The sequence below is a fragment of the Shewanella goraebulensis genome (assembly GCF_030252245.1).
GTDB lineage: Bacteria > Pseudomonadota > Gammaproteobacteria > Enterobacterales > Shewanellaceae > Shewanella > Shewanella goraebulensis.
Window position 1 is genome coordinate 1,828,565 of record NZ_CP126972.1, and the last position, 20,784, is coordinate 1,849,348.

The 20,784-nt window shown below is 39.6% G+C and carries 15 protein-coding genes; 3 read left to right on the forward strand and 12 right to left on the reverse strand.

Annotated features, from left to right (window positions below; all coding sequences use genetic code 11):
- Nucleotides 1-85: 85 nt before the first annotated feature.
- The 6 genes from QPX86_RS07650 to QPX86_RS07675 form a co-directional block, all read right to left on the reverse strand.
- Nucleotides 86-1,369, reverse strand: coding sequence for a CDP-glycerol glycerophosphotransferase family protein (locus tag QPX86_RS07650; protein ID WP_285164823.1), 1,284 nt, complete (start codon nt 1,367-1,369; stop codon nt 86-88).
- A 135-nt stretch (nt 1,370-1,504) separates the two neighbouring features.
- Nucleotides 1,505-1,900: a glycerol-3-phosphate cytidylyltransferase gene (gene tagD / locus QPX86_RS07655; protein WP_285164824.1), complete on the reverse strand. Its 396-nt coding sequence runs from the start codon at nt 1,898-1,900 to the stop codon at nt 1,505-1,507.
- 46 nt (nt 1,901-1,946) lie between these two features.
- A complete protein-coding gene (locus QPX86_RS07660) occupies nt 1,947-3,341 on the reverse strand; it encodes an NDP-sugar synthase (protein WP_285164825.1) in 1,395 nt (464 codons plus the stop codon).
- 8 nt (nt 3,342-3,349) lie between these two features.
- Nucleotides 3,350-5,302: a WecB/TagA/CpsF family glycosyltransferase gene (locus QPX86_RS07665; protein ID WP_285164826.1), complete on the reverse strand. Its 1,953-nt coding sequence runs from the start codon at nt 5,300-5,302 to the stop codon at nt 3,350-3,352.
- A 252-nt stretch (nt 5,303-5,554) separates the two neighbouring features.
- The gene (locus QPX86_RS07670) at nt 5,555-6,613 is read right to left on the reverse strand and encodes a glycosyltransferase family 2 protein (RefSeq protein ID WP_285164827.1); all 1,059 of its coding nucleotides are present in this window, start codon (nt 6,611-6,613) and stop codon (nt 5,555-5,557) included.
- A gap of 10 nt (nt 6,614-6,623) precedes the next feature.
- A complete protein-coding gene (locus QPX86_RS07675; RefSeq protein WP_285164828.1) occupies nt 6,624-7,961 on the reverse strand; it encodes an oligosaccharide flippase family protein in 1,338 nt (445 codons plus the stop codon).
- A 452-nt stretch (nt 7,962-8,413) separates the two neighbouring features.
- Between QPX86_RS07675 and QPX86_RS07680 the strand changes: the two genes are divergently transcribed.
- Together QPX86_RS07680 and QPX86_RS07685 are read left to right on the forward strand one after the other, a co-directional pair.
- The gene (locus tag QPX86_RS07680; protein ID WP_285164829.1) at nt 8,414-8,773 is read left to right on the forward strand and encodes a hypothetical protein; all 360 of its coding nucleotides are present in this window, start codon (nt 8,414-8,416) and stop codon (nt 8,771-8,773) included.
- A 462-nt stretch (nt 8,774-9,235) separates the two neighbouring features.
- Nucleotides 9,236-9,892, forward strand: coding sequence for an NAD(P)H-dependent oxidoreductase (locus tag QPX86_RS07685; RefSeq protein ID WP_285164830.1), 657 nt, complete (start codon nt 9,236-9,238; stop codon nt 9,890-9,892).
- 98 nt (nt 9,893-9,990) lie between these two features.
- On the opposite strand, the gene QPX86_RS07690 is transcribed toward QPX86_RS07685, so the two are convergent.
- The 6 genes from QPX86_RS07690 to QPX86_RS07715 all read right to left on the reverse strand — a co-directional run bounded on the left by QPX86_RS07690 (nt 9,991) and on the right by QPX86_RS07715 (nt 16,965).
- Nucleotides 9,991-11,274, reverse strand: coding sequence for an O-antigen ligase domain-containing protein (locus QPX86_RS07690; protein WP_220753339.1), 1,284 nt, complete (start codon nt 11,272-11,274; stop codon nt 9,991-9,993).
- Nucleotides 11,214-12,881, reverse strand: coding sequence for a GumC domain-containing protein (locus QPX86_RS07695; protein ID WP_285164831.1), 1,668 nt, complete (start codon nt 12,879-12,881; stop codon nt 11,214-11,216). The genes QPX86_RS07690 and QPX86_RS07695 overlap by 61 nt, the downstream gene beginning before the upstream one ends.
- Nucleotides 12,882-12,891: 10 nt before the next feature.
- Nucleotides 12,892-14,100 (reverse strand): polysaccharide biosynthesis/export family protein, encoded by a 1,209-nt coding sequence (locus tag QPX86_RS07700; protein WP_220753340.1) that lies wholly within the window; start codon nt 14,098-14,100, stop codon nt 12,892-12,894.
- Between the two features lie 74 nt (nt 14,101-14,174).
- Complete coding sequence (locus QPX86_RS07705; protein WP_220753341.1) at nt 14,175-14,570, reverse strand: STAS domain-containing protein; 396 nt, start codon at nt 14,568-14,570, stop codon at nt 14,175-14,177.
- A gap of 531 nt (nt 14,571-15,101) precedes the next feature.
- Nucleotides 15,102-15,494 carry an ATP-binding protein gene (locus QPX86_RS07710; protein ID WP_285164832.1) on the reverse strand — a complete coding sequence of 131 codons (393 nt, stop codon included), beginning with the start codon at nt 15,492-15,494 and terminating at the stop codon, nt 15,102-15,104.
- 235 nt (nt 15,495-15,729) lie between these two features.
- Complete coding sequence (locus tag QPX86_RS07715; RefSeq protein ID WP_285164833.1) at nt 15,730-16,965, reverse strand: SpoIIE family protein phosphatase; 1,236 nt, start codon at nt 16,963-16,965, stop codon at nt 15,730-15,732.
- Between the two features lie 254 nt (nt 16,966-17,219).
- Here QPX86_RS07715 and QPX86_RS07720 point away from each other — a divergent pair, with 254 nt between their 5' ends.
- The gene (locus QPX86_RS07720) at nt 17,220-20,750 is read left to right on the forward strand and encodes a hybrid sensor histidine kinase/response regulator (protein ID WP_285164834.1); all 3,531 of its coding nucleotides are present in this window, start codon (nt 17,220-17,222) and stop codon (nt 20,748-20,750) included.
- Nucleotides 20,751-20,784 lie beyond the last annotated feature (34 nt).

The following is a 20,784-nucleotide window of genomic DNA, read 5'->3' on the forward strand; positions in this document are numbered from 1 at the left end:
TCTTTCCAAATTTGTGTTGGCTTTTTAAACCTTTGAATCTAATTTTTAGTTGTATGTACTTTAAAATGCTCGTTACGCTGTAAGCTTATGCGCTGACTAATTTATCAAGTTGAATAAAACTCTCATTATGTTGATATTGCCAATAGAGCTGAGCTAATTCAGCTCTATTTTTTTTGTTTGTTAAAGACGCAATATTGGTATTTTGGCTAAGGTTCTGCAGGTATTCTACAAGTTGCAGGTAGTTTGTTACCACTTCACCCGCCATCGGTAAATCATCGGCATAGGGGTAACACTGTCTGCTGTCAGATTGGTATTCTTGTTGGTCAAATTGAAAAAACACAATGTTAGCTTTGGTTTGTAGCATATCAATGTATAACGATGAATAGTCGGTGATAAGTAAATCTACATCATTAATGATCTCATAAGTGTCTTGCCAGTCTGAAATATTGAGAATATTTGGGTGATTATCTATTGCTTTAGCAAGCTCAGCTTCGTTGGGATGAAGTCTGAGTAAGAGTAATTGATCGTTTGCAACTAAACATGCAGACAGCGCTTCAAAATCGATGGCTTGCGTGTACGGGTTAATTTTTGGGGACGGATGACTATCGCCAGCTGTCGATGTTGATGAATTCGCTTTAGTGTCATTAAGCAATGTACTGTCTCGCCAAGATGGCGCATATAATAGTACCTGTTTTACTTGATAGGTTTGTTTAAGCCCTTCTATAAATGAGTGACCTTGCTGGTTCGATTTTTGATTTGCTTGCGGATAACGACGGTAATAGTCAGTGCGTGGATTGCCGCTTAAAATCATTTGCTGTGGGTTCATTTTAAACGCACCTGCAAATAGACTCACCACTAAATCACTTGGGGCAATCATATAGTCTGGGCGCACTTTTTGTTGATGAAATTGGGTATTAGAAATGAACTTATCTTGCAGGGTTTCAGGATGATAAACCTTTAAAAGCGGGCCATTATTAATATCAAACTCGATTCTTTTTAAAGGCGAGCCATGCCATAAGTTTATCTTAATTGCGCCTTTGGCTAGATACTGGTTCACATCGCCAATATAGCTATTATATACGTAATACTTAGCCGTTAACGCATGATAAATTCCTTTTGCGCTCCAGCGGTAATAGGCTTCATAACCTTGATGGTTTAGTTGCTGGACAAGTTGTTTGTCGCCACTTATCCATATCGCTCTTATGGTCAGGGCTTGCTGCCAATGTAAGAATAAATATTTACTATTATCGGCAAACTTATTTTTATAACAGCCCATAACAGCCTTGCGCGAGCGAGGGCTAAATCCTGCAATAAAATAAACGGTTTGAGTCACAAGATATCTAACACAACTTAAAATGAATTGGCTCATGTTATATCTCCGTGACATTAAAAATCCTTTAAATACAAAGATAGCATTAATAATAGTCTACGCTAGCATGAATCAGTTTCAAGTGCTCATCGTTGCTTAGGTAAACTCAGTACCTGCATTTTATTTCACACTATATTAGGCTGTTTTAACCGCTAAGTTATTTTTAATTTCGGTGGTTGAGATATCATCTGTACGGGTTAAATACATGACTTCGCATTGACTTTTTAAATGATCAAACTGGCCTTCCCAGTCATCACCAATAGCGAACACATCTATGTCATAGCGTTCTATGTCAGAGCTTTTCTGCTGCCAGTTTTGCTCTGGAATGACCTTTGATACATATTTACAAGCTGCAATAATCTCACTTCTTTGCTCGTAACTGAAAAATGCAGCCTTACCTTTTAGGGCATTAAACTCATCGGTGGATACGCCTACAATGAGCTGGTCACACATCTCGCTCAATCGCGCCAGTAATCTAACGTGGCCAAAATGAAATAGATCAAATGTTCCGTAAGTGATGATGGTTTTCATAATAGTATTCCTTTAATGAAGAGACATTTTGATATCGATTTAACCGTTAACTTTTAAATTCAATGGCTGCATTGGATTTATCAAATTGCTTTTGCAACATGTTCACTAGATACAATGGTTTTTTTGATTGCTCGAATTCCATTTCCACCATTTGAACTTCTTCAATTGGCGTATTCTCATTAAAATTAAGCTGTACTGGTCCATAAACTCCGTAGGTGACAGTGCCGTCTGGTTTATTTTGATATTTAGTTGAAGCGCCGAATAAATTGAGGTCACCTTTAACCACTAACCAAACCTGTGGTAATAAAGCAAAGCCAGGGTTCTTGATATTAAACTTATGGGCTTTAACTGGCTGTTGTTCGTTATTAATCACTGTTTCAGAGACAATGGGTTTTCTTGGTTTTAAGATTAACGATCCCAAAAAAAGAGTGAGCAACAGTGGCGATAATAATACGTACAGCATTAGCAACACGCCGCGCTGAAAAATGCCGTTATAGTTGGTCGCTTCTTGGGTAGATTTAGCAATTAAGCTTTGATCTTCTACCTTGGTCCAACTGTTAGTCTGCGGGTCGATGATTAAGTCTTGAGAGATAATTTTATTTTCAACACTTAACTGCGGCCCAACATAGGTGTTAGGTAATATAATGCTGTCTTGGATTTGACTGTCTTCAATGAAGCAGTATTCTCCAACCACAATTGCGTTAGATAACATAGCCTTATTAGAGACTTTGGTGTATTCACCAATAGCGCCAAAAGCTTGGGTTTCAGATAAATCAGGCAATTGACATTGGGCTTCAACTACTAATTGCTTATGCTTATTTCTGGTATTTATCGCACGGCCTTTAACACCAAATTCTTGGCTGTTAATGACATAGTCTGAAGCTTCAACATAAGCGGCTAGACTATCTATGTAAAAACACTCGCCATGAAGAACCTGCGCCACGCTATTTTTATGGTTTACTTCAGTGGTTTCTAAAGGCCAATTTAGTAATTGGTTATGCTTCCAACCTGCAGGTAACATCATCATTGCTGGATTTCGTTGAGCCATTTTGGCGTGGACAAATTTTGATGGCATCAAGCGTGAAAACTCAATGAAACGTGCTAGGCAAGGACTACGTAGCATATCGCCACGCACAACTAATGCTTGTGTGCTCTTATCAATATTCATCCGTGAAAGTACGTTGTTGACTTGCTCTTCAGGCTTACACAGAAAGTAATTAATGGTTAATCCCCATTGCTCACCATTACCAATTTGCGATTCAATTTTTTTAGCTTCATGACTGATAACCATTTTTACGTCTGTTATTCCAGCTGCAGCTAAGTCCTCTAAGGTATACTCCACTAGGGCTTTATTGGCGAGTGGCAGTAGAGCAGGGCAATACTGCTGATCTAAAGGGGCTAGTTCATTTCCGTTTCTGTTTGCAAATACGATAGCTTGCATAACGTCTCCTAGTAGGCGCCTCGCGCCAAAAGTACTGCTGGAATAGTTTTCAATAACAGAGTGATATCTTCTCTTAGTGACTGCTGGTAGATGTAATCTATGTCTAGCTCTACCTGCTTATCAAAAGGAATATCTGAGCGTCCGCTTACTTGCCATATGCAAGTAATACCAGGTTTAACTCCCAATCTGCGACGATCACTTAACTGATATTGGCTTACTTCATTAGGTAGTGCAGGTCTTGGGCCAACTAGTGACATATCACCCATTAATACATTCCAAAGTTGTGGTAGCTCATCAATTGAAGCTTTACGGATAAGCTTTCCAACACTTGTAATACGAGGGTCTTTTTTCATTTTAAACAGCACGCCACCTTGCATTTCATTGTTTTGTTTGATTTTTTCTAGTCTTGCTTCAGCGTCAATGTACATTGAACGAAACTTCCACATGGTAAAGGGGTGGTTATTTCGGCCACTGCGAGTTTGTGAAAAAAAGATGGCTCCTTTCGATTCAATACGAATACTTAGAGCGGTAAAAAAGAATAATGGCGCTAGTAGGATTAGCAATATGCTAGCTGCAACGATATCGAATGTGCGTTTTGCAAATTGACCACATTTAATACCAAAGAAGTACCAACGACGGCTATTATTCGCGTTAGTTTGCCCTAAAGTTGATTGCATCGGTTGAGGTTGTTTCGCTGACGCGGCGTTGCTTGAATTAGTATGGCTAGTAGGCATATTCGTTGAACGTTTTTGCTTTAAAACACGGGCAAGAAATACAGGATTACCCACAACATAGCGTTTCCACATTCTTTTAGGTTCTTGGGCAAGTCTCCATACCCACTCCATACCCACTTGTCTTACTGCAATAGGCGCTCTTGATACATTATTGGCAAAATAATCAAACAAGCCACCGACACCGATAGCTGCGCCGACATTTAACTCTGCTTTGTGCGCGCTAATCCATTGTTCCTGCATAGGTGCGCCCATGCCAACAAGTAACAATTGAGCACCTGATTGGTTAATTTGCTCAATCACTTGTTGCTCAGTCTCTTGGGAAACATTGTCTTGATTTAAATAACCATGATGACAGCCCACAATTTTAAGAGTAGGAAATTGCTTGATAAGGTTTGCAGCAGCTTGGTCTGCGGTACCGTCTTTACCGCCTAAGAAGAATAAGCTAATACCTTGTGCCGCTGCTTGCTCACATAAAAGCGGTAACATATCAGTGCCGTTCACATTATCTTTAAGGCCAATATGATGTAGCTGGCAGGCGATACGTATGCCGCTGCCATCTGCAAAAACTTGGTCACATTGATTCATCGTATCGCGGTAGGCTTTATTGGTTGCTGCAATGTTTAAGCAATCAGCATTAACAAAGGCAAACTGTTTAGTTTGTGCTGAGTTAGATGAACGGATTAACAATTCAACACTGTCATTCATGCTGTTGTTATCAATGTTCACGCCTAACAAGTTAAATTGTGCCGGGTAATTAAGTTGAGTGGATACCACAATAAGCTTGCTGAATAAGCACTTTAAAATATTGACCATGTAGCCAAATAAACCGGTAGATGAATGTGAGACAGAATCAATGTGTTGAACCCCCATACGACGATGCATTTGTTCAACAGATAAAATACCAGGACGACAGTTGTTTTGAGTTGTGTCGAATACAGCATATTCAAACGCGCTGCCCAACAAGCCAATATCACCTTTTAGGACGCTATAAAATAACGGTAATGATTTAAAGCGCCCCTGAGTGAATAGGCGAATCGCCACTTCTTTATTATCAGCATGAATATACAGCGTTTCGAAAACAGCGTGCTTTGAGCAAGCTAAGGTGATCACTTTGACTATGAAAATTGGGCTGGCAATCATCATCACGTAAAAAGCGACTATCCAGTCAAACATGAAAATAGTAATGGGAGTGTGGTCGTGAGCTTTTTCATCATGTGCTGTTTTCATATTGGCCTCACAAGGACGATTTTAATAAGTCTGATACCTTGTTAAAGCACGAAGCGTTCCAGTTTTTTAATATATTGTTCTATATGGGTTTTATGGTGGTTACTGCGATTTTAATTTGTAGAAAAAAAGCTGACTTTGCAAAATGCGAACGACACTGCAAAGCCAGAATAGGGAGGTTGTTTTCATTTACTGCTGGTCAAATCCTTGCTAAAGCGGCCCAAACCTTTTAATACAAGCAGGACCTTTGGTGAGTTAAAGCTTGTTATCTTGCATAAACTCATTGGTGACGCCATCACGAGAAATACGTATTTTTTGAATGACGCTAATACATTTTTGACCAACACCTTCGATGACGATATAACCCCAAGAAGGCATGATCCATTGAGCGTAAGCAGCCACTAAAGTGGTGATAGTGCGGCCTGTTTCCGCTTTTAAAATACTAGGTGAGGTCGAAATCGCTTTGTTGACTAACTCAACCGCCGCTTTACCATCACCTAAACGAATTGCTTGTCTTGAAAGGTAACGTAACTGATAAGCACGTGCGGTTTTTTCATGGCGACCAAGTAAAATTGGCGCAAAATCACGAGCTTTATCAATCATTTTTTCCCACGAAGCGTATTGCTTCATTAGGTTTGCAGATAAACCACCGTGATTTAAGCGGTAATAGGTTAGTGGCTCAGGTAAGCCTTCGATTTTCCAAGATGTGGTTGCAGCAATACGTAACCAACATTCAATATCTTCTGACTGACGGAAAGTTTCATCGAAGTAACAGCTATAGCGTTGAGCAGTACTCATTGATTGGAAACGAATGTCATTCAATGTCGTTCGGCGAATAACTGGCGCACTGCCGTTACCAACCGGATTACGACAAAGTAAATGTGCTGCATCAATGTCAGTAAGTTTAGGCATTTGGTAAAAATCGATAAACTTACCATCGTAATCAATAAAACTTGAGCGAGAAAAACTCAGACCAATTTGGCTATCGCTATCTAAGTGTTGTACGTGGCGAGCAAGTTTTTCTGAATGCCATAAGTCGTCTGAATCGATAAATGCGACAAACTCACCTAATGCATGACGGATACCCGTATTACGCGCTGCAGCTAAACCTTTATTTTTAGCGTGACGAATAATATGTACGCGTGGGTCGCTAATAAACTGCTTACAAATCTGAATACTGCGATCATCACCGCGATCATCAATAATTAATAATTCAAAGTTATCAAATGTCTGGTGCAGTACAGACTCGATTGCCGCTTTTACAAACTTCTCAACGTTATAAACAGGCATTACTACAGAGATTCTTGGAGTCATAATGTTTTCCTTAACTGTGTTTAACAGTTGATTGACTGAATGAGATGCGGCTGCTGTACCAGCAAAGCCAAGGCATAGTGATTAAATAAGTGACCATCACGCTCATTGCGACAGTGGCTAAGTCGAACTGGCTGGCAATACTGATAACCAGTGTTAGTAGTGCTGTGATGGCGATATTTAGATTGAAGTTCAAACGACTATGGCCATTGGCAAGTAGTAACTGACTTGCCGCTTCAGCCATTGGGCGAACTAAGCCGCTTAAACATAAGAAAACGAAAACTGATAAAGCATCAGTGCTTAACCATTGCTCGCCATATACAAAGGGAACGTAAAGTGGCGCCAAACTGGTTTGCAAGATGATGATTGGGGCTGCGATAGCTGTAATCGCAATAACGCTGTTACGGTATTTTTGCTGTGCAGACTGCTTTTGGTTGTTTTCTGCATCTTTATCACTGCAAAGATGTGAATAAAAAGCAGTGCCGAAGCTTTGCACTAACCCTAAACTGACCCCTAAACTCACGTTGTAAGCAAAAAAGTAAACACCTAATGCTTCAATGCCCATGAAGTACCCAATGACCAGATAATCAATACTTTGTCTTAATGTATTAATTAAGTCGCTTAAGCTCACTGGCACACTGAAGTTAAGTAATGCTTTAACACGTGTTAATGACGTAGGTTGAGCAAAACGAGGTAATGGTGTTGCATTTTTATGGATGTAAATCCACACAAACACCATAACAACTTTAGGGATAATGATTGCCCAGATACCTAAGCCACTTAGGGCCAAGATTGCGGTTAACACGCCGTCACCCACGGTCTGCCAAAGGTTGGCACTGGCGACTTTACGCATATTGTTATTACGTAAATTAACTGTGGCGTACAACATGCCAAATGGAAGTAATAAGTAGCTGCTCGCAACAAACAAAATTGGCAGTATTAATTGGGTATCTTGATAGTAATAAGCTAACGGGAAACTGACTAGGCTCATTAATACGAATGCACTAATACAAGATGCGAAGTTAATGGTGTTAGCGCTGGCGACATTATCGGTAAAGTCAGTGTCATTCATACGGATTAATGCAGCTGAGGTGATACGTCTTGTTGGTGTGCAGATTAGTTCGAATAAAGTCAGCACAATGGCAACTTGACCGAATATTTCAGGAGTTAATAAGCGTGCGGTAATAACACTTGCGCCTAATCTCACCACTCGTCCACTGAACTGCGCGCTGGCTAACCATAAAAGGTTTTTACCTAATGAACGAATGCCATGGCTTAGCATCTCATTAAGCGCAAGCTTTTTATTCAGCGATTGCTTCTGTTCAACTTGAAGCTTGGTGATGTTTTGCATAACCGCTACCCTTATTAATGAATTGCAATTTGCTGATTAAAACTAAAAGTAAATTGCTTCGATGCTTAGGTATTACAGTTATCGTGCCAGTTTTTAACTTGTTGTTTTGTAATAGTTTTAAGTGTTTTTGTGATTTAAGAGTAAAGTAGGATTAGCAATTCGAGATAATCGTTTCGCAGAATGCAAAATAAGAATTGCTAGATAAAACTGGCGCTAAAGGCTGGGTTCCAAAGGTGATATCAGTTGTCGAGAGCGGATGGTGCTAGAGGACTTTGATCGCGCATACTTAAAAACGTATATTGATATTGGTGTAATCAAGGGACAAGTATAGCTTGAGCTGAAAACCCTTTAATATTGAAAAAAGATTGTTTTGTTAAGCTAAATCCAGATTTGGAACTGATTCTTGGTTTATAGAAAACGAATAAAAGTCATTAATTTAAGGTTGAGGTGATATGAAAAATTCCATGACAGGTGCGGCAATAAGTTTACTTGTTAGTTTTGTATTGCTGAGCGGTTGCAGTCAGCAATCAACACCAACAACCGAAAGTAGCGCTCATTCTTCCGATGGTGTTAACCTTGTTATCGATAGCGCTGACTCTGAAAGTCGTTGTGATGAAGTATTTTTCAACAAAGTTGAACGATTGGTGATGTCGGGTGACGGTCAAGGCCACGGGCCTGATATAGGCTCTGCAGAGTGGCAATCCGTGATTGAATTTAAACTTGGCGTTCGCGGAGAGGCGCAAGTGCCGCCGAGAGATTCCATTGAATGGTGTGATTATATAAAACAGCAAGTAGTCACAGAAATACCATAATAATTCTGCTTTTTAAATTACTAGGTAAAGAGCCCATTAATATAATTAGATTAAGGGCTTTTTGACGCAGTATTTTTCTATCGTTGGCTTTATTGTCAAAAATAATGAGAAAGTCTTTCAATCTTTAAGCTGTTTAATCAGTGTCAATATCAGGATATTTTAGGCTTTTAGGCAAAGAAAGGCCTATAGCAGGAGATGGCTTCAAGCTACTTGATACCCCAATTTGTGATTTTGGCTGGAGAACGCCCGAATTTATTTTTAAAGACCCATCTGCTGAATAATTTACTATGAGCCTGCATCAATTTGCCAGTATGGGCTGCTCTATCAAATGGCGATAATTGAACGTTGTTATAACTAACAGTCGCAATAAAAAATATTTTAAAAAGTATCTAAGAATCAATTTGTTGAAAAAACTAAGAATTTAAATTTTAACCAAACACAGAGTTACACACGGAGTAGAGCATGACACACCCAATTATTACAGATTTAAATAATCGCTACACTGCAAAGCGTTATGATCCGACTAAACGTGTTTCTGCCGATGACCTTGCTGTCATCTACGAAGCCATGCGCCTATCTGCATCTTCAATTAATTCACAACCTTGGAAGTTTATTGTGATTGAAAGTGATGTAGCAAAACAAAGAATGCATGACACTTTTGCTAATAATTTTCAGTTTAATCAACCACACATTAAGGCTTGTTCTCACGTTATTTTATTTGCACATAATCCAAATTATACCCGTGAAGATTACGCTAAAGTCGTCGATAAAGGCATTGAGGATAAACGCACTAAAGTAGAAGATCGTGAAGCGGCATTTGGTGGTTTTGCTTTTGTTGAATTAAATACTGATGAACAAGGTAATAATGCGTCTTGGACTAAGTCACAAACCTATTTAGCTTTAGGCAATACATTACATGTACTGGCTCGCCTTGGTATCGACTCAACCACGATGGAAGGTGTCGATAGCGCATTAATTGGCGAAATATTTGCTGAAGAACTTGGTGGATTTAAATGCGAAGTAGCACTGGCATTTGGCTACCATCACAGCTCAGAAGATTACAATGCTAATTTACCTAAGTCGCGTTTAGCGAAAGAGCAAGTATTGACCGTTCTTTAAAGGTAACAAATCTATGATGCTTTAAGTTGGTAATGCATTACTTAAAGCATCTTTTATTTAATTTAAAAGGGCTATTTTTTAGTCAATATCATTTCACTTTATGCCGCTTCAAGGGCTTTTGCTTTGCTTAAAACATCATCTGGCTCTTCAGCCCTTAAGGCCATCCCCAAAATAATTAAACCTGGCCAGAATAAGTAAGCTAGGATTTCTAAGTTTTCCCCGAATGTGTATAAGCCAAGCATCAATAAAATTGCCATTCCTACTTTTGCTAATGGGTTACTGAATAGCCTGATGAGCAAAAAGATGAAAGTGACTAACATTGGGATAGCCAAAGCGACAGCGCCGACAACACCTTTAACGAATAGTAATCCATACCATGTGTGATGTGAGCCGATAGGCATGTATTCCACCACATGAGGCCCCCGTTCTACAATGCCATGACCAAAGATAACCGCTTCATTTAGCCATCTCTCAACGGCAATGTCGGCTAACGTCTGCCTGACTCTAGTTGATCCAGCGCGTGCGGCTTTTACGGCGGCAATACTTTGCTCAATTTTTGAAATGGTTGACTCACCTATGACCCCGACAAATATCATCACCGGACTGAGTAGCAGGTATAACCATGGTGAACGGATAAAACGTAGTGTCGAGAAGAAACCAATTAACGCCAAATAACAAGCAATTGCGAGGCGAGATTGTGATATTAGTATCATTAATAAACTGCCAGCAAGCCCCCACCTTTTCCATTTTTGCTGTTTTTCTTGTATTGCAAAAATGAAATATAAGTTGCCTAACATACCTAATGCGGGAGCCCATGGGGTGAACAATCGCCAGCGGGGTACACCACTACCTGGGTCAATTTCATAAAGGCTGACATTAAAAAATTCAGGCCCTGGTCCACCGATAATACTTAAAGGCGAAACGTACAGTGTCGTGGGTAAACCCATTTTCCAAGCAAATAGAAAAAACGGGAACAGTAGGATTGTGTGCTTACAAACTCGGCAGCTGGCGCGGTAGATAATTTCAGGCCTGATTGGCAAGCAACCTATAATTGGAAAAATCGCCAATAATGCCCAACCTTTAGCCCAACCAATAGAGGACTTAATTAACTTGCCAGTCCCTAGGCCAAATTGCAGATGACCGACAACTAAGGCAATTAGCATCACCCACATGCCTAGTGCCCAAACATAGTGACTAATGCTAATACGGTATGCTGGTTGATGTGCGAGTTTTTTAAATATTAAGCGTAAAAATAGAATCCAAGCAATCACAGGTGCAATGACATATAACGCACCTAACAACCAAAATAAGTAACTGAAACTTATGCAGTTGTAGATGATTTTTTCGTCAACATTTTCCGCAGTAATGGTTTGCGAATCCATAAAATGCTTAATCCTACTAGTGACATGAATGAGGCGCACAAACCACCGAACGCAATGAGTATGACAGCCAACTTATCAGGTGATGAAGGCAAGCTTGGCGCCGACAGTAATTGCAGCATAGGATACGCAGTGTAAATGTCGGATTTACCCACATCCATTTTGGCCATTGCCGAAGTTAATACTGCTGAAGCAAGTTGATGCTCTCGCTGTAAGTCAGCAAGTTTAGCTGCATCGTCATTACTGTACTGAAGACGTTGCTCCCAGGTATTAATCTGAGATGTTAACGAGTCAACTTCAGATTGAGTTGCTTTTCGGTCTGATGCAATGGTGATGAATTCTTGCATCATTTCAGCTCGGCCATCTAAATCATTCACTGTTAGAATTTTAAGCAGTTCATCGTCTTGAAAACCAATAATGATTTTAAAGCGTTGTTGCATGCTTTTTAAAATACTGTCTAGCTCAGCTTGTAAAGTAACAAGCATAGGGTGTCTTGTTCCCAACCTTCCTGCATTTTCAATATATTGTGTATTTGCGGCATTATGTTTTTCAATCAGTTGTTGAAAAAGTTTATCGTTATTCAGTTTCAATAAAATAGCAGCTTGTGCATCGCTGATACCTAAGTGTTTTTCGTATAAAAAATAGCTGGCATTTAATCCTTGAAGCTCAGCTAACATGGTTACTTTACTGTGTCTTAATCGCTCAATCGTGATGGCGAGCTCTTTGAACTGATCAAGTGTTACTAGGCCTCGCTCAGACTGGAAATCTAGTAATTGATTCTGGGTTTCCTTTACACGAGATGAATAACTTTTAAGGCCTCTTTTTATGCCTATTTCGCGCAAGGCTATTTCATCTGCACGTAAGTCAGTTAATATATTTTGCAATGAGCGATACATCGCCCATGCGCGCTCTTGAGCATCCTCAGGGCTTGCGGCTTTTACGCTATATTCCATTAAACCTGTTTGGCTCGGCAGTTTAAGTTTTGGCTTATTAATTGCTGAAGTCGGTACATCAAGGTAATGCGCTGCGCTTTGCATTAATAAGGTACTCATTGATATCGCTTTATAATTTTCTCGAGGATCAATGGCTGAGCTCATATAAGGTGACATGCTGGAAGTACTCGCTTGGCCAAGACTATCAAGACTTAACGATGATCCAGCTGCTGCACCGGGCAAAATCAGTACCCATTTACTGACATATTGAGTCGGTGCCAGATAGATAAAAATGGCTGCAAAAATCCAGATTATGAGTAATGAACCAAACGCTGTTTTAAGGTAAAGACGTTTACGTAACTTAGGTGTGAGTCTACTGCCTTCTAATGTCGCTCGTTTAATCCAGTATAAGTATGCCAATTCAGAAAAACTTGTTTGCTCAATAGGTTCGTCTGCTGCTGTGTATTGAGCTTGTTGGACAGCCTCTTGTTTAGAAGCATCTTGTGAGGAAATACCTTGTTCGGTTTCTGATGTAGTTATCGCCTCTTCTTCAGAGGCGGGTTGGTTAACGGATGATGGTTGCGTGATGTTTTCACTAGCGTCTTGACTAGTGTTTTGACCGCTTTGTTTGCTATCCGTGCTCGTATGAGTCTTATCTTCATCATGAATTCGGCTCATTTATTACTCCTTACAACCATCCAATAAGGGTTGTTGGTACCACTAACTCAGTTACAGTTCGCGCTATTTCACGTATATTGGTCACACGTGAGTCGTAACAAGCTAAACCATCACCAGGAAGTAACACTGGGTTTGACTGGTCATTCCATGCGCTTTGAATCAGTCCATCTATTGAACGCTCAACAATATCAATTTGGTTCGAAAGTGGATTCTTAGTCACTAAAATAACGTATCGACTGGCATTGGTTGTTTGAGCCCCCCCAACACAGTTAGCTGCAATTGCACCATTTAATAATCGTGTACCATATGGGAAACGAGTCGCCTCACGATCGACCGCTGACTGGCTATTTGAGCTCGCTGGCTGTGTTAAGTTTGACATAAAAACCCTAATCCCTGGCGCTGTCAGTTGTGATGGTCTAGCTAATTGATCATTAAAAGAATGTGTTGATGGGACATGGATATGATCGCCAGCCATTAATGTCATGCTAGGTACTTTCTCACCAGTTAGCATACCACGTAAATCCATATTGAAAACCTGTCCATCACGAATCACTTTAATCGCAGATATGTCTGCATCTGGGCGCACTCCACCAGAGGATTTTACCGCTGCTGCAACGCTACGCTTAATCGCTTGATCACCTGCATAATTACTACCGTCATCTTTTAATTCTATAGGCAATTTCTTGTTAATCATGTGCTGACCAGGTTCAAAAACAGCACCTGAGGTGGTGATTTCAATTGGTGCCCAGCTTATAGGTAAAATACTGATGCGAACGGCGTGCGCTAACATAAGATTTTCATCTATTAATAAGTCATTGATTAATTGGTTTAACTGTTTAAGCGTTAAACCTTTTGCTGCAATTGCAGGCAAGTAAGGTAGATAAATATTACCATCGGCATCGACTTCAACATCTTTACTAAATTCTTCGCCATTCAGAATCTTAACTGAGATTTTGTCACCAACTGATAATGATAAGGCTTGTTCAGTATCGACGATCATGGCTTTATTGCCAAATATTGGCGCTGTTGGAAAAGTGGTGTGATTTGAGGTCACTGCACTGACTTTTCGGTTGTATGGTGTTTGTTGACCAAAGTAATGACAGCTGGTTAATTGCTTTTCTAAATCACAAACGTCTTGCTGCGCTGGCTGCGAAGGGGTTACGCAAGCGGTTAAACTTGCGATCATTGCGATTGAAATTAGAGTATTAATCGTTTTCATTGCGTTATTCCCTATACGTTTTGATTCAGATATTGATTGGTTCGCATGTGTTAAATGAGCTTGTCGTTTAAGTGTTAGCTAGCTAAATCTGCGATAACTCTTTTATCGAAATCTGAGTGCTCAACAATGCTGCTGTGACGCAAAAAATCCAGTGCGAGTTTTTCTGTTTCAAATATTTCAAAAATATGATGTAAGCGAGTCAATTCAATCAATGATCTCACTGCTGGAGTCGGTGATAACAATACGATGTTACCTTGATAATTCAGTGCTTGATTACGTGCAGAAATTAACACTGATAAGCCACTAGAATCGATGTACTCAAGATGCTGCATATCGATGACTAAACGGGTATGCCCTCTATCGATATAATCAACAAGTGCGGCTCGATAAGTTGGTGTGTGCGCCATAAACATTCTGATTGGTAGGGTTACTACGCTCGCATGTTGCGCTACTTTTAATTCAAATTTCATAACGTGCTCCTAGAAATTAATGATGCTTTACAGTGTGCCGGTGTTATTTCTAATTACGCTCAAATAGATATTGCAGGGAGTGTGCCAACTTTTAAGTTGTTTATTTACAGATGGTTACGTTGTTCTGTTGGGGAGCGGTTCATACTGGTTTGCTGTTTGCAAAGGGATATATTGCTGTTTGCAAAAGATTAACTAGGCGAGATTTTCTATTTTGCATTCTGCAAATAGCAGAAATAACAGGAATAACGTGTTAATGGATTCAGTTTTACTGCAGAGGTAAGTCATTTAATGATTAGGTTTATAGCGGGGGGAGGCTCTAAAGGAGAAGTAAGAAGTAAGAATTAAGAAGTAAGAAGTAAGAAGAAAATAATAAGCCGTTAAAAAGGGCTAACGGCTTAATTTAGTTTCGAGATGATAATACGGTTTTTGATTTCATTTAGTCTCCTTGACTGTTTTCATTATTATGCAAATTCCTATGCTACTTCTCCTAGGCGTTAAATTTAGCATTGAGAAGTCATTAGCTTTCACACATCACGCCTTTTGGAGGCAAAGCCTTAAGTGTGTACCAAGCACAGTTGCTTGCTTTTGAACTTGATCCATCCATTGCTCCATAATCCATAAACCTCGACCGTTGGGTTTATCAATTTGTGGACATTTCTTAGGCGTTGATAATTCGACAAATTCAGTATTATCTAGAATATCAATGACAATGTTTTCTTGATTGTTTTGCAGCATAACGGTGAGTGTTTCAGCATTTTCTGGACAGTGCTGAACGACATTGTTTACTGACTCTAAAATACACAGTATTAGCTTAAATCGTTGTTGTGAATCGATATTGTTAACGATTAAAAATGCTTCTATATCGTCATATATCTGCTCAGAAGTCATGTCATCTATTGCGATATTTATTTGTAAACTGTTCATAATAAATCCTTAAAAGCCGTTAAAAAAGATTTGAAATTTGCGGCTTTGGTGAGTACTAAATCTGTCAAAATACTTTTTTACAGTAATTAAGACGGTGACATTAATAGCTTGTTTTTGCTGATTAAATCTTTGTTTCGGTTTTAAGTGAACCTCTTGCCATACTTCAACATGAATTGGTGATGTCGGCGTTTACGTCGTCGATTCATTGTTAGCTCCTTTTTATTTGCTTGCTGTATTATTTACTCACTGTGGACATTAATGGCTCTATTTGTGAGTCTTCTTTCTCATGCATGGGCGCAGTAAACAGTAATAGTGACATGTCGTCTTGAGGTTCATTTTGGTTCCACAAATTCAATACATAGGTTAAATGTTCAAGTAATTTATTGGCAGGCATTGCCTTTGCTTCTTGGCAACGCTGTTTGAACCTTTCTAAACCAAACATGCCATGTTGAGGGTGATTCACTTCATAAACACCATCAGAAAATAACAGCAGTTGTTCACCTGGGTATAGTTGGTATTCACCACTTTCATAGTGGCTATGTTTATCAATTCCTATCGGTAAACCTGAGGGAACTTCAAGTGTTTGCACATCTAAACTAGAAATTAAAAGCGGCATCGGATGACCTGCATTACACATTTGAACTTGATGGGTTCTAGTATTAATTTTACCGATAATGACGGTTGCAAACTGGCCTAGATTGGCAGGGTCATCAAAAAGGTTATTCAGTCTACTCATTAAGACTTCAGGGGAGAGTTGCCAATCCATCCGTTGTGGTGACAAACCTTGGGCTAAAGTAAAACTCAGCATGGCTGAACGTGCGCCATGACCAGACACATCAATCACGTAAAAACCAATCCAATCATCGGTAATTTTAAAGCATTGAAATATGTCTCCAGCAAGCTCAGCAGCAGGTTCAAAGTAATGTTTAATATCCCAATTATCGAAAGATAGATCTTCTTTGGGCAGTAGTGATTGCTGTAATACGGCAGCTTGTTGCAACTCTGTTTGTTTATGACTGAGTAGGGTTTCAAGTTTTTTATTGCTATCTAGAATCGACTGCTTTGCTTGTATTAGCCTAACTGCGGCAAGAATTTTGACTTTAAGTACTGAGGCGAGAAATGGTTTTGTGATGTAATCATCAGCGCCTGTTTCCATGGCAAAAACCATATCTTGAGTTTTATCATTACCCGTTAATAATATAAAAAAGGCTGGATTATTGGTTTCTTTTAATCGTTTACAGAATTCGACGCCGCTCATTTTAGGCATTCGCCAGTCACTGACTATTAAGTCGAATTTATGTAATTTGCAGGTATCGAGTGCGGTGAGTCCATCTTCACACTGAGTGATGACAAACTCGACATCTTCTGGCTGGAAGCTCTTGATGAGGCTAGCAATGTAATAACGCTCACTAAAAGTGTCTTCTACTAACAAAATAGACAGTCTTTTTGCGGGAGCACTTGCATTTTGCATAGCTGTTTCCTAAAAATAAAGGGATATAATGTTTTAAAGCAATATATGTTCCTAGTTTTATTTATTGTTTATTATCATTGGTATAGGTGTTAATTCGCAATGTGCGATATTGTGTGTTTTCATTTTGCAAATTAATTTTTGCAAAATGCAACGAGGTGTTCCATAGTGAGTTGTGGCGTGCTAAATATTGTATATAGAATCAGTATTTACCCAACAATCTGGATAGATGTGCAAACTGCATTAGGAGAAGGAATTTGTCTTTTAGATTAAAAGCAATCATTGCGATTGGGTTAATGCAAGCCGCGTTACTCTTAATGCTAATTTATAGCAGTTTAGGTGTTATTCAAGTTGCCAATCAGACAGAAATTCAACAGCAAGGCCACATATCTGCCATCTTGGTGGCTAATAGTGTAGACGTTAATAACCCACGTCAATCGATACTCCTTCTCAAGCAATCCCTAGAAGAGCACCACATAAGTCACATCGAATCAGTTCAAGTATTCAAAGGTGATATACGACTTTATGCCGCTCAACGAAATAGCCAAGGTGTTTTTGAATTACTTGATGCTGCAATGTCTGTGCGAACTGAGGACTTAGTGTTAGTTGAGGCCGAATCGAATAATGGTACAGGTATCGACATCAAGTTGATGGTCAATACCATCGAGTTTGATGCCAGTGTTGAAAATGTAGCGATGAAATACAGCGCATTGATGTTACTAGTTATTATTTTGATTTCTATTTTGTCTTGGTTTCAAGGCTTACAGCTTATTAAGCATGTATTTAATATTCAACATGCTTCAAAGAGAGTGCTTGAAGGGGAAATGGGAGTGCAGGTTGATGAACCTGGCACCCAAGATATTATTGATACCACCAATGCGTTTAATGAAATGCTAAAAACCGTCGATGAAGAACGTCACGATTTAAAAGGCGCGAATGTGCGACTTAATACCATTCTCGATTCTGCCGCTGATGGTTTTGTCATAATCGATGTCGACGGTGTGATTAATGAAGTGAACAATGCGGTAAATAAGCTGTTTGGTTACCAAAAGGAAGAGTTAATTGATGAAAACGTATCAATCCTCATGCCGATGGCAGACCGTTTTATGCATGATGGTTATATTCAAGATTACTTGAATGGTGGCGATGCTAAAATTATTGGCTTTAGTCGTGGTCGTGAGCTTCAAGCGCAGCATAAAGAGGGGCACCTATTTCCTATAGAGTTATCAATTTCTAAAATGGAGATTGATGGTCAAGTGTTATTTTTAGGCTTCATAAAAGATGTATCCGAACTTAAAAACGAGCAAGCTTCAGCTGCAAGAACCCAATCGATTCACTTAGCCACGCTAGAGGCGAGTCATGATGCGTTAATTACCATTAATATTGCAGGGCGTGTAGAAGAGTTTAATGCTGCGGCGGTAAAACTATTTGGTTACGAGCGAGAAGAAGCCCTTGGAGAATTACTGGAAGATTTAATTATTCCTGATGGTTTTCACAAGGCGCACAAAAATGGCATGGACCATCACCGTAAGACCGGTGAAGGCCCTGTATTGAATAATCGAATAGAAGTACCAGCACACAATAAAGCGGGTGATGAGTTCCCTGTCGAATTAAGGGTCATCCCTGTTCAGCTTGGTGATGAGATGTATTACACCGCGTTTTTACGTAATATTTCAGAGCAAAAATCTAAAGAAGAAGAATTACGCCAAGCCAAAGAACAAGCGGAAGAAGGCAGTAAAGCTAAATCGCGCTTCTTAGCCACCATGAGCCATGAAATTCGCTCGCCTCTTAACGCTGTTTTAGGCAGTGTCGACTTATTACTTGATTCAAGTCTTGAAAAAGGTCAGCGAATGTATGCTCGCACAGCTAAAGAGGCTGGTTCGGTTTTATTAAGTACCATTAATGACATTCTCGACTTTTCAAAAATCGAAGCCGGCCAAATGGTACTTGAGCCGAAAGAGTTCGAGCCTGATCAATTAGTTGCACAAGTGCTGCAAATTCTATCTCATAAAGCTCATGATAAAGGCGTGCACTTAGCCAGTTACATTAACCGAAATGTACCGCAAATGCTGGTGGGTGATGCTCAGCGTATTAGGCAAGTTGTGCAGAACTTAGTGGATAATGCGATTAAGTTTTCGACCAGTGGTTGTATATCCGTTGAAGTATGGATCCCTAATCGCGGCAATGACAAGGTGGAACTATGTTGTCGTGTGACCGATCAAGGAATTGGGATAGGTGAAGCTTCCCAGGAAAAACTATTCCGTGAATTCTCTCAAGTACATGATACCCACACTACCAGTTACGCTGGGACGGGGTTAGGTTTGGCGATATGTTCAGAGCTGGCCAAAATGATGGGAGGCTCGATATCAGTAACGAGCACGCTAGGCGAAGGAAGTCAGTTCACATTATCTGTGCTATTGGATGAGTCCAGCCAAGCCACTAATCATAATGTGAGGCTGCCAGAGCATCCAAGAGTCTTATTACTACACCCTGATGAAACCGTATGTAAGCTAATTAAGAAGCAATATAGTCAATATGGCGTTGAAACTAGATATGAGCATCAGGTTAATAATGTATTTAATAGTGTTCGTGTGCGAGGGCGTTTTGATTTGGTGATGATAGATGATATTTGTTTAATAGCGGCGAAAGAAAAAGAGATTGGCTTATTAAGAAGCGATTATTTGTTTGAGTCAGGTTATATCTCGGCATTATCTTCTGGGGGCCATAACGATATTCAGAAGACGATCTCATCTTTTGGGATAGAGGAATCAGTAAGCAAGCCACTAAGTCGTGAAATGTTACTGAGCCTGATAAGTGGCGCAACTGCAGATAATACCCATGAAAAGCCATTAGAAAAAATTGCGAGTTTGCCTGAAGGTTGCCGTATTTTATTAGCTGAAGATAGCCCTGCCAATCAAATGGTTGCAGGCACTATGTTAACTAACGAAGGCGCCGTGATGACTTACGCCAATAATGGCGTCGAAGCAGTAGAGCAAGCACTTAACCATGATTTTGATTTAATCCTGATGGATATCAGAATGCCTGAGATGGATGGTCTTGAAGCTTGTCAGAAAATTTTGGCTCATAAACCAGACCAAATTATTCTGGCAATGACGGCAAACGTGTTTAGTGAAGAGATAGCAGCTTGTAAAGCTGTTGGAATGTTAGATTGTATTGGTAAACCGGTTAATAAATCTGACTTGATTTCTGGTGTCAGTCATTGGCTTGGGCAAGTGAAGCAAGACTCGGCAATGGGAATGGGCATGCAATTAAATCATTCTGTTGATAGCGATATAGATTCTAACAATGTTTCTAATTGCGATGCTAATGCAGATAAGCATGAGAAAGATACAGCAGCTGAAGCAACTGCAGTTAGTGAAAACACGATTTTAAGTGACACTAATACTGATACTGACACTGCTAGTGTAAGTAAAGAAGCTTCATTATTAAATCAGCAAGTGTTTGATGAATTACAACATGCAGTTGGTAAAGCCAGTTTAGCTAAAATGATGAATGTGTTTTATGGCGAAACTAAAATGAGGATTGATACCTTAAAAGAGCTGACGCCAGAAGGAAATCGAGAAGAAATTGAAGATCAAGTTCATACCATAAAGAGTAGTGCCGGTAGCTTTGGCGCACAAAAGCTATCAGAAGTCGCAACCGAGTTAGAAGCGGCTTCAAGAACAAGTGATGAGCCATTAACAGTACTGTTTGAACAAATATTTACAGTCTCTGAGCAAAGCTTATTACAGATTAAGCTGAGGTTTGATATTGAATCTGAAGATTAAATATCAAATCATAGTTATGGAAATCTGAATGGTT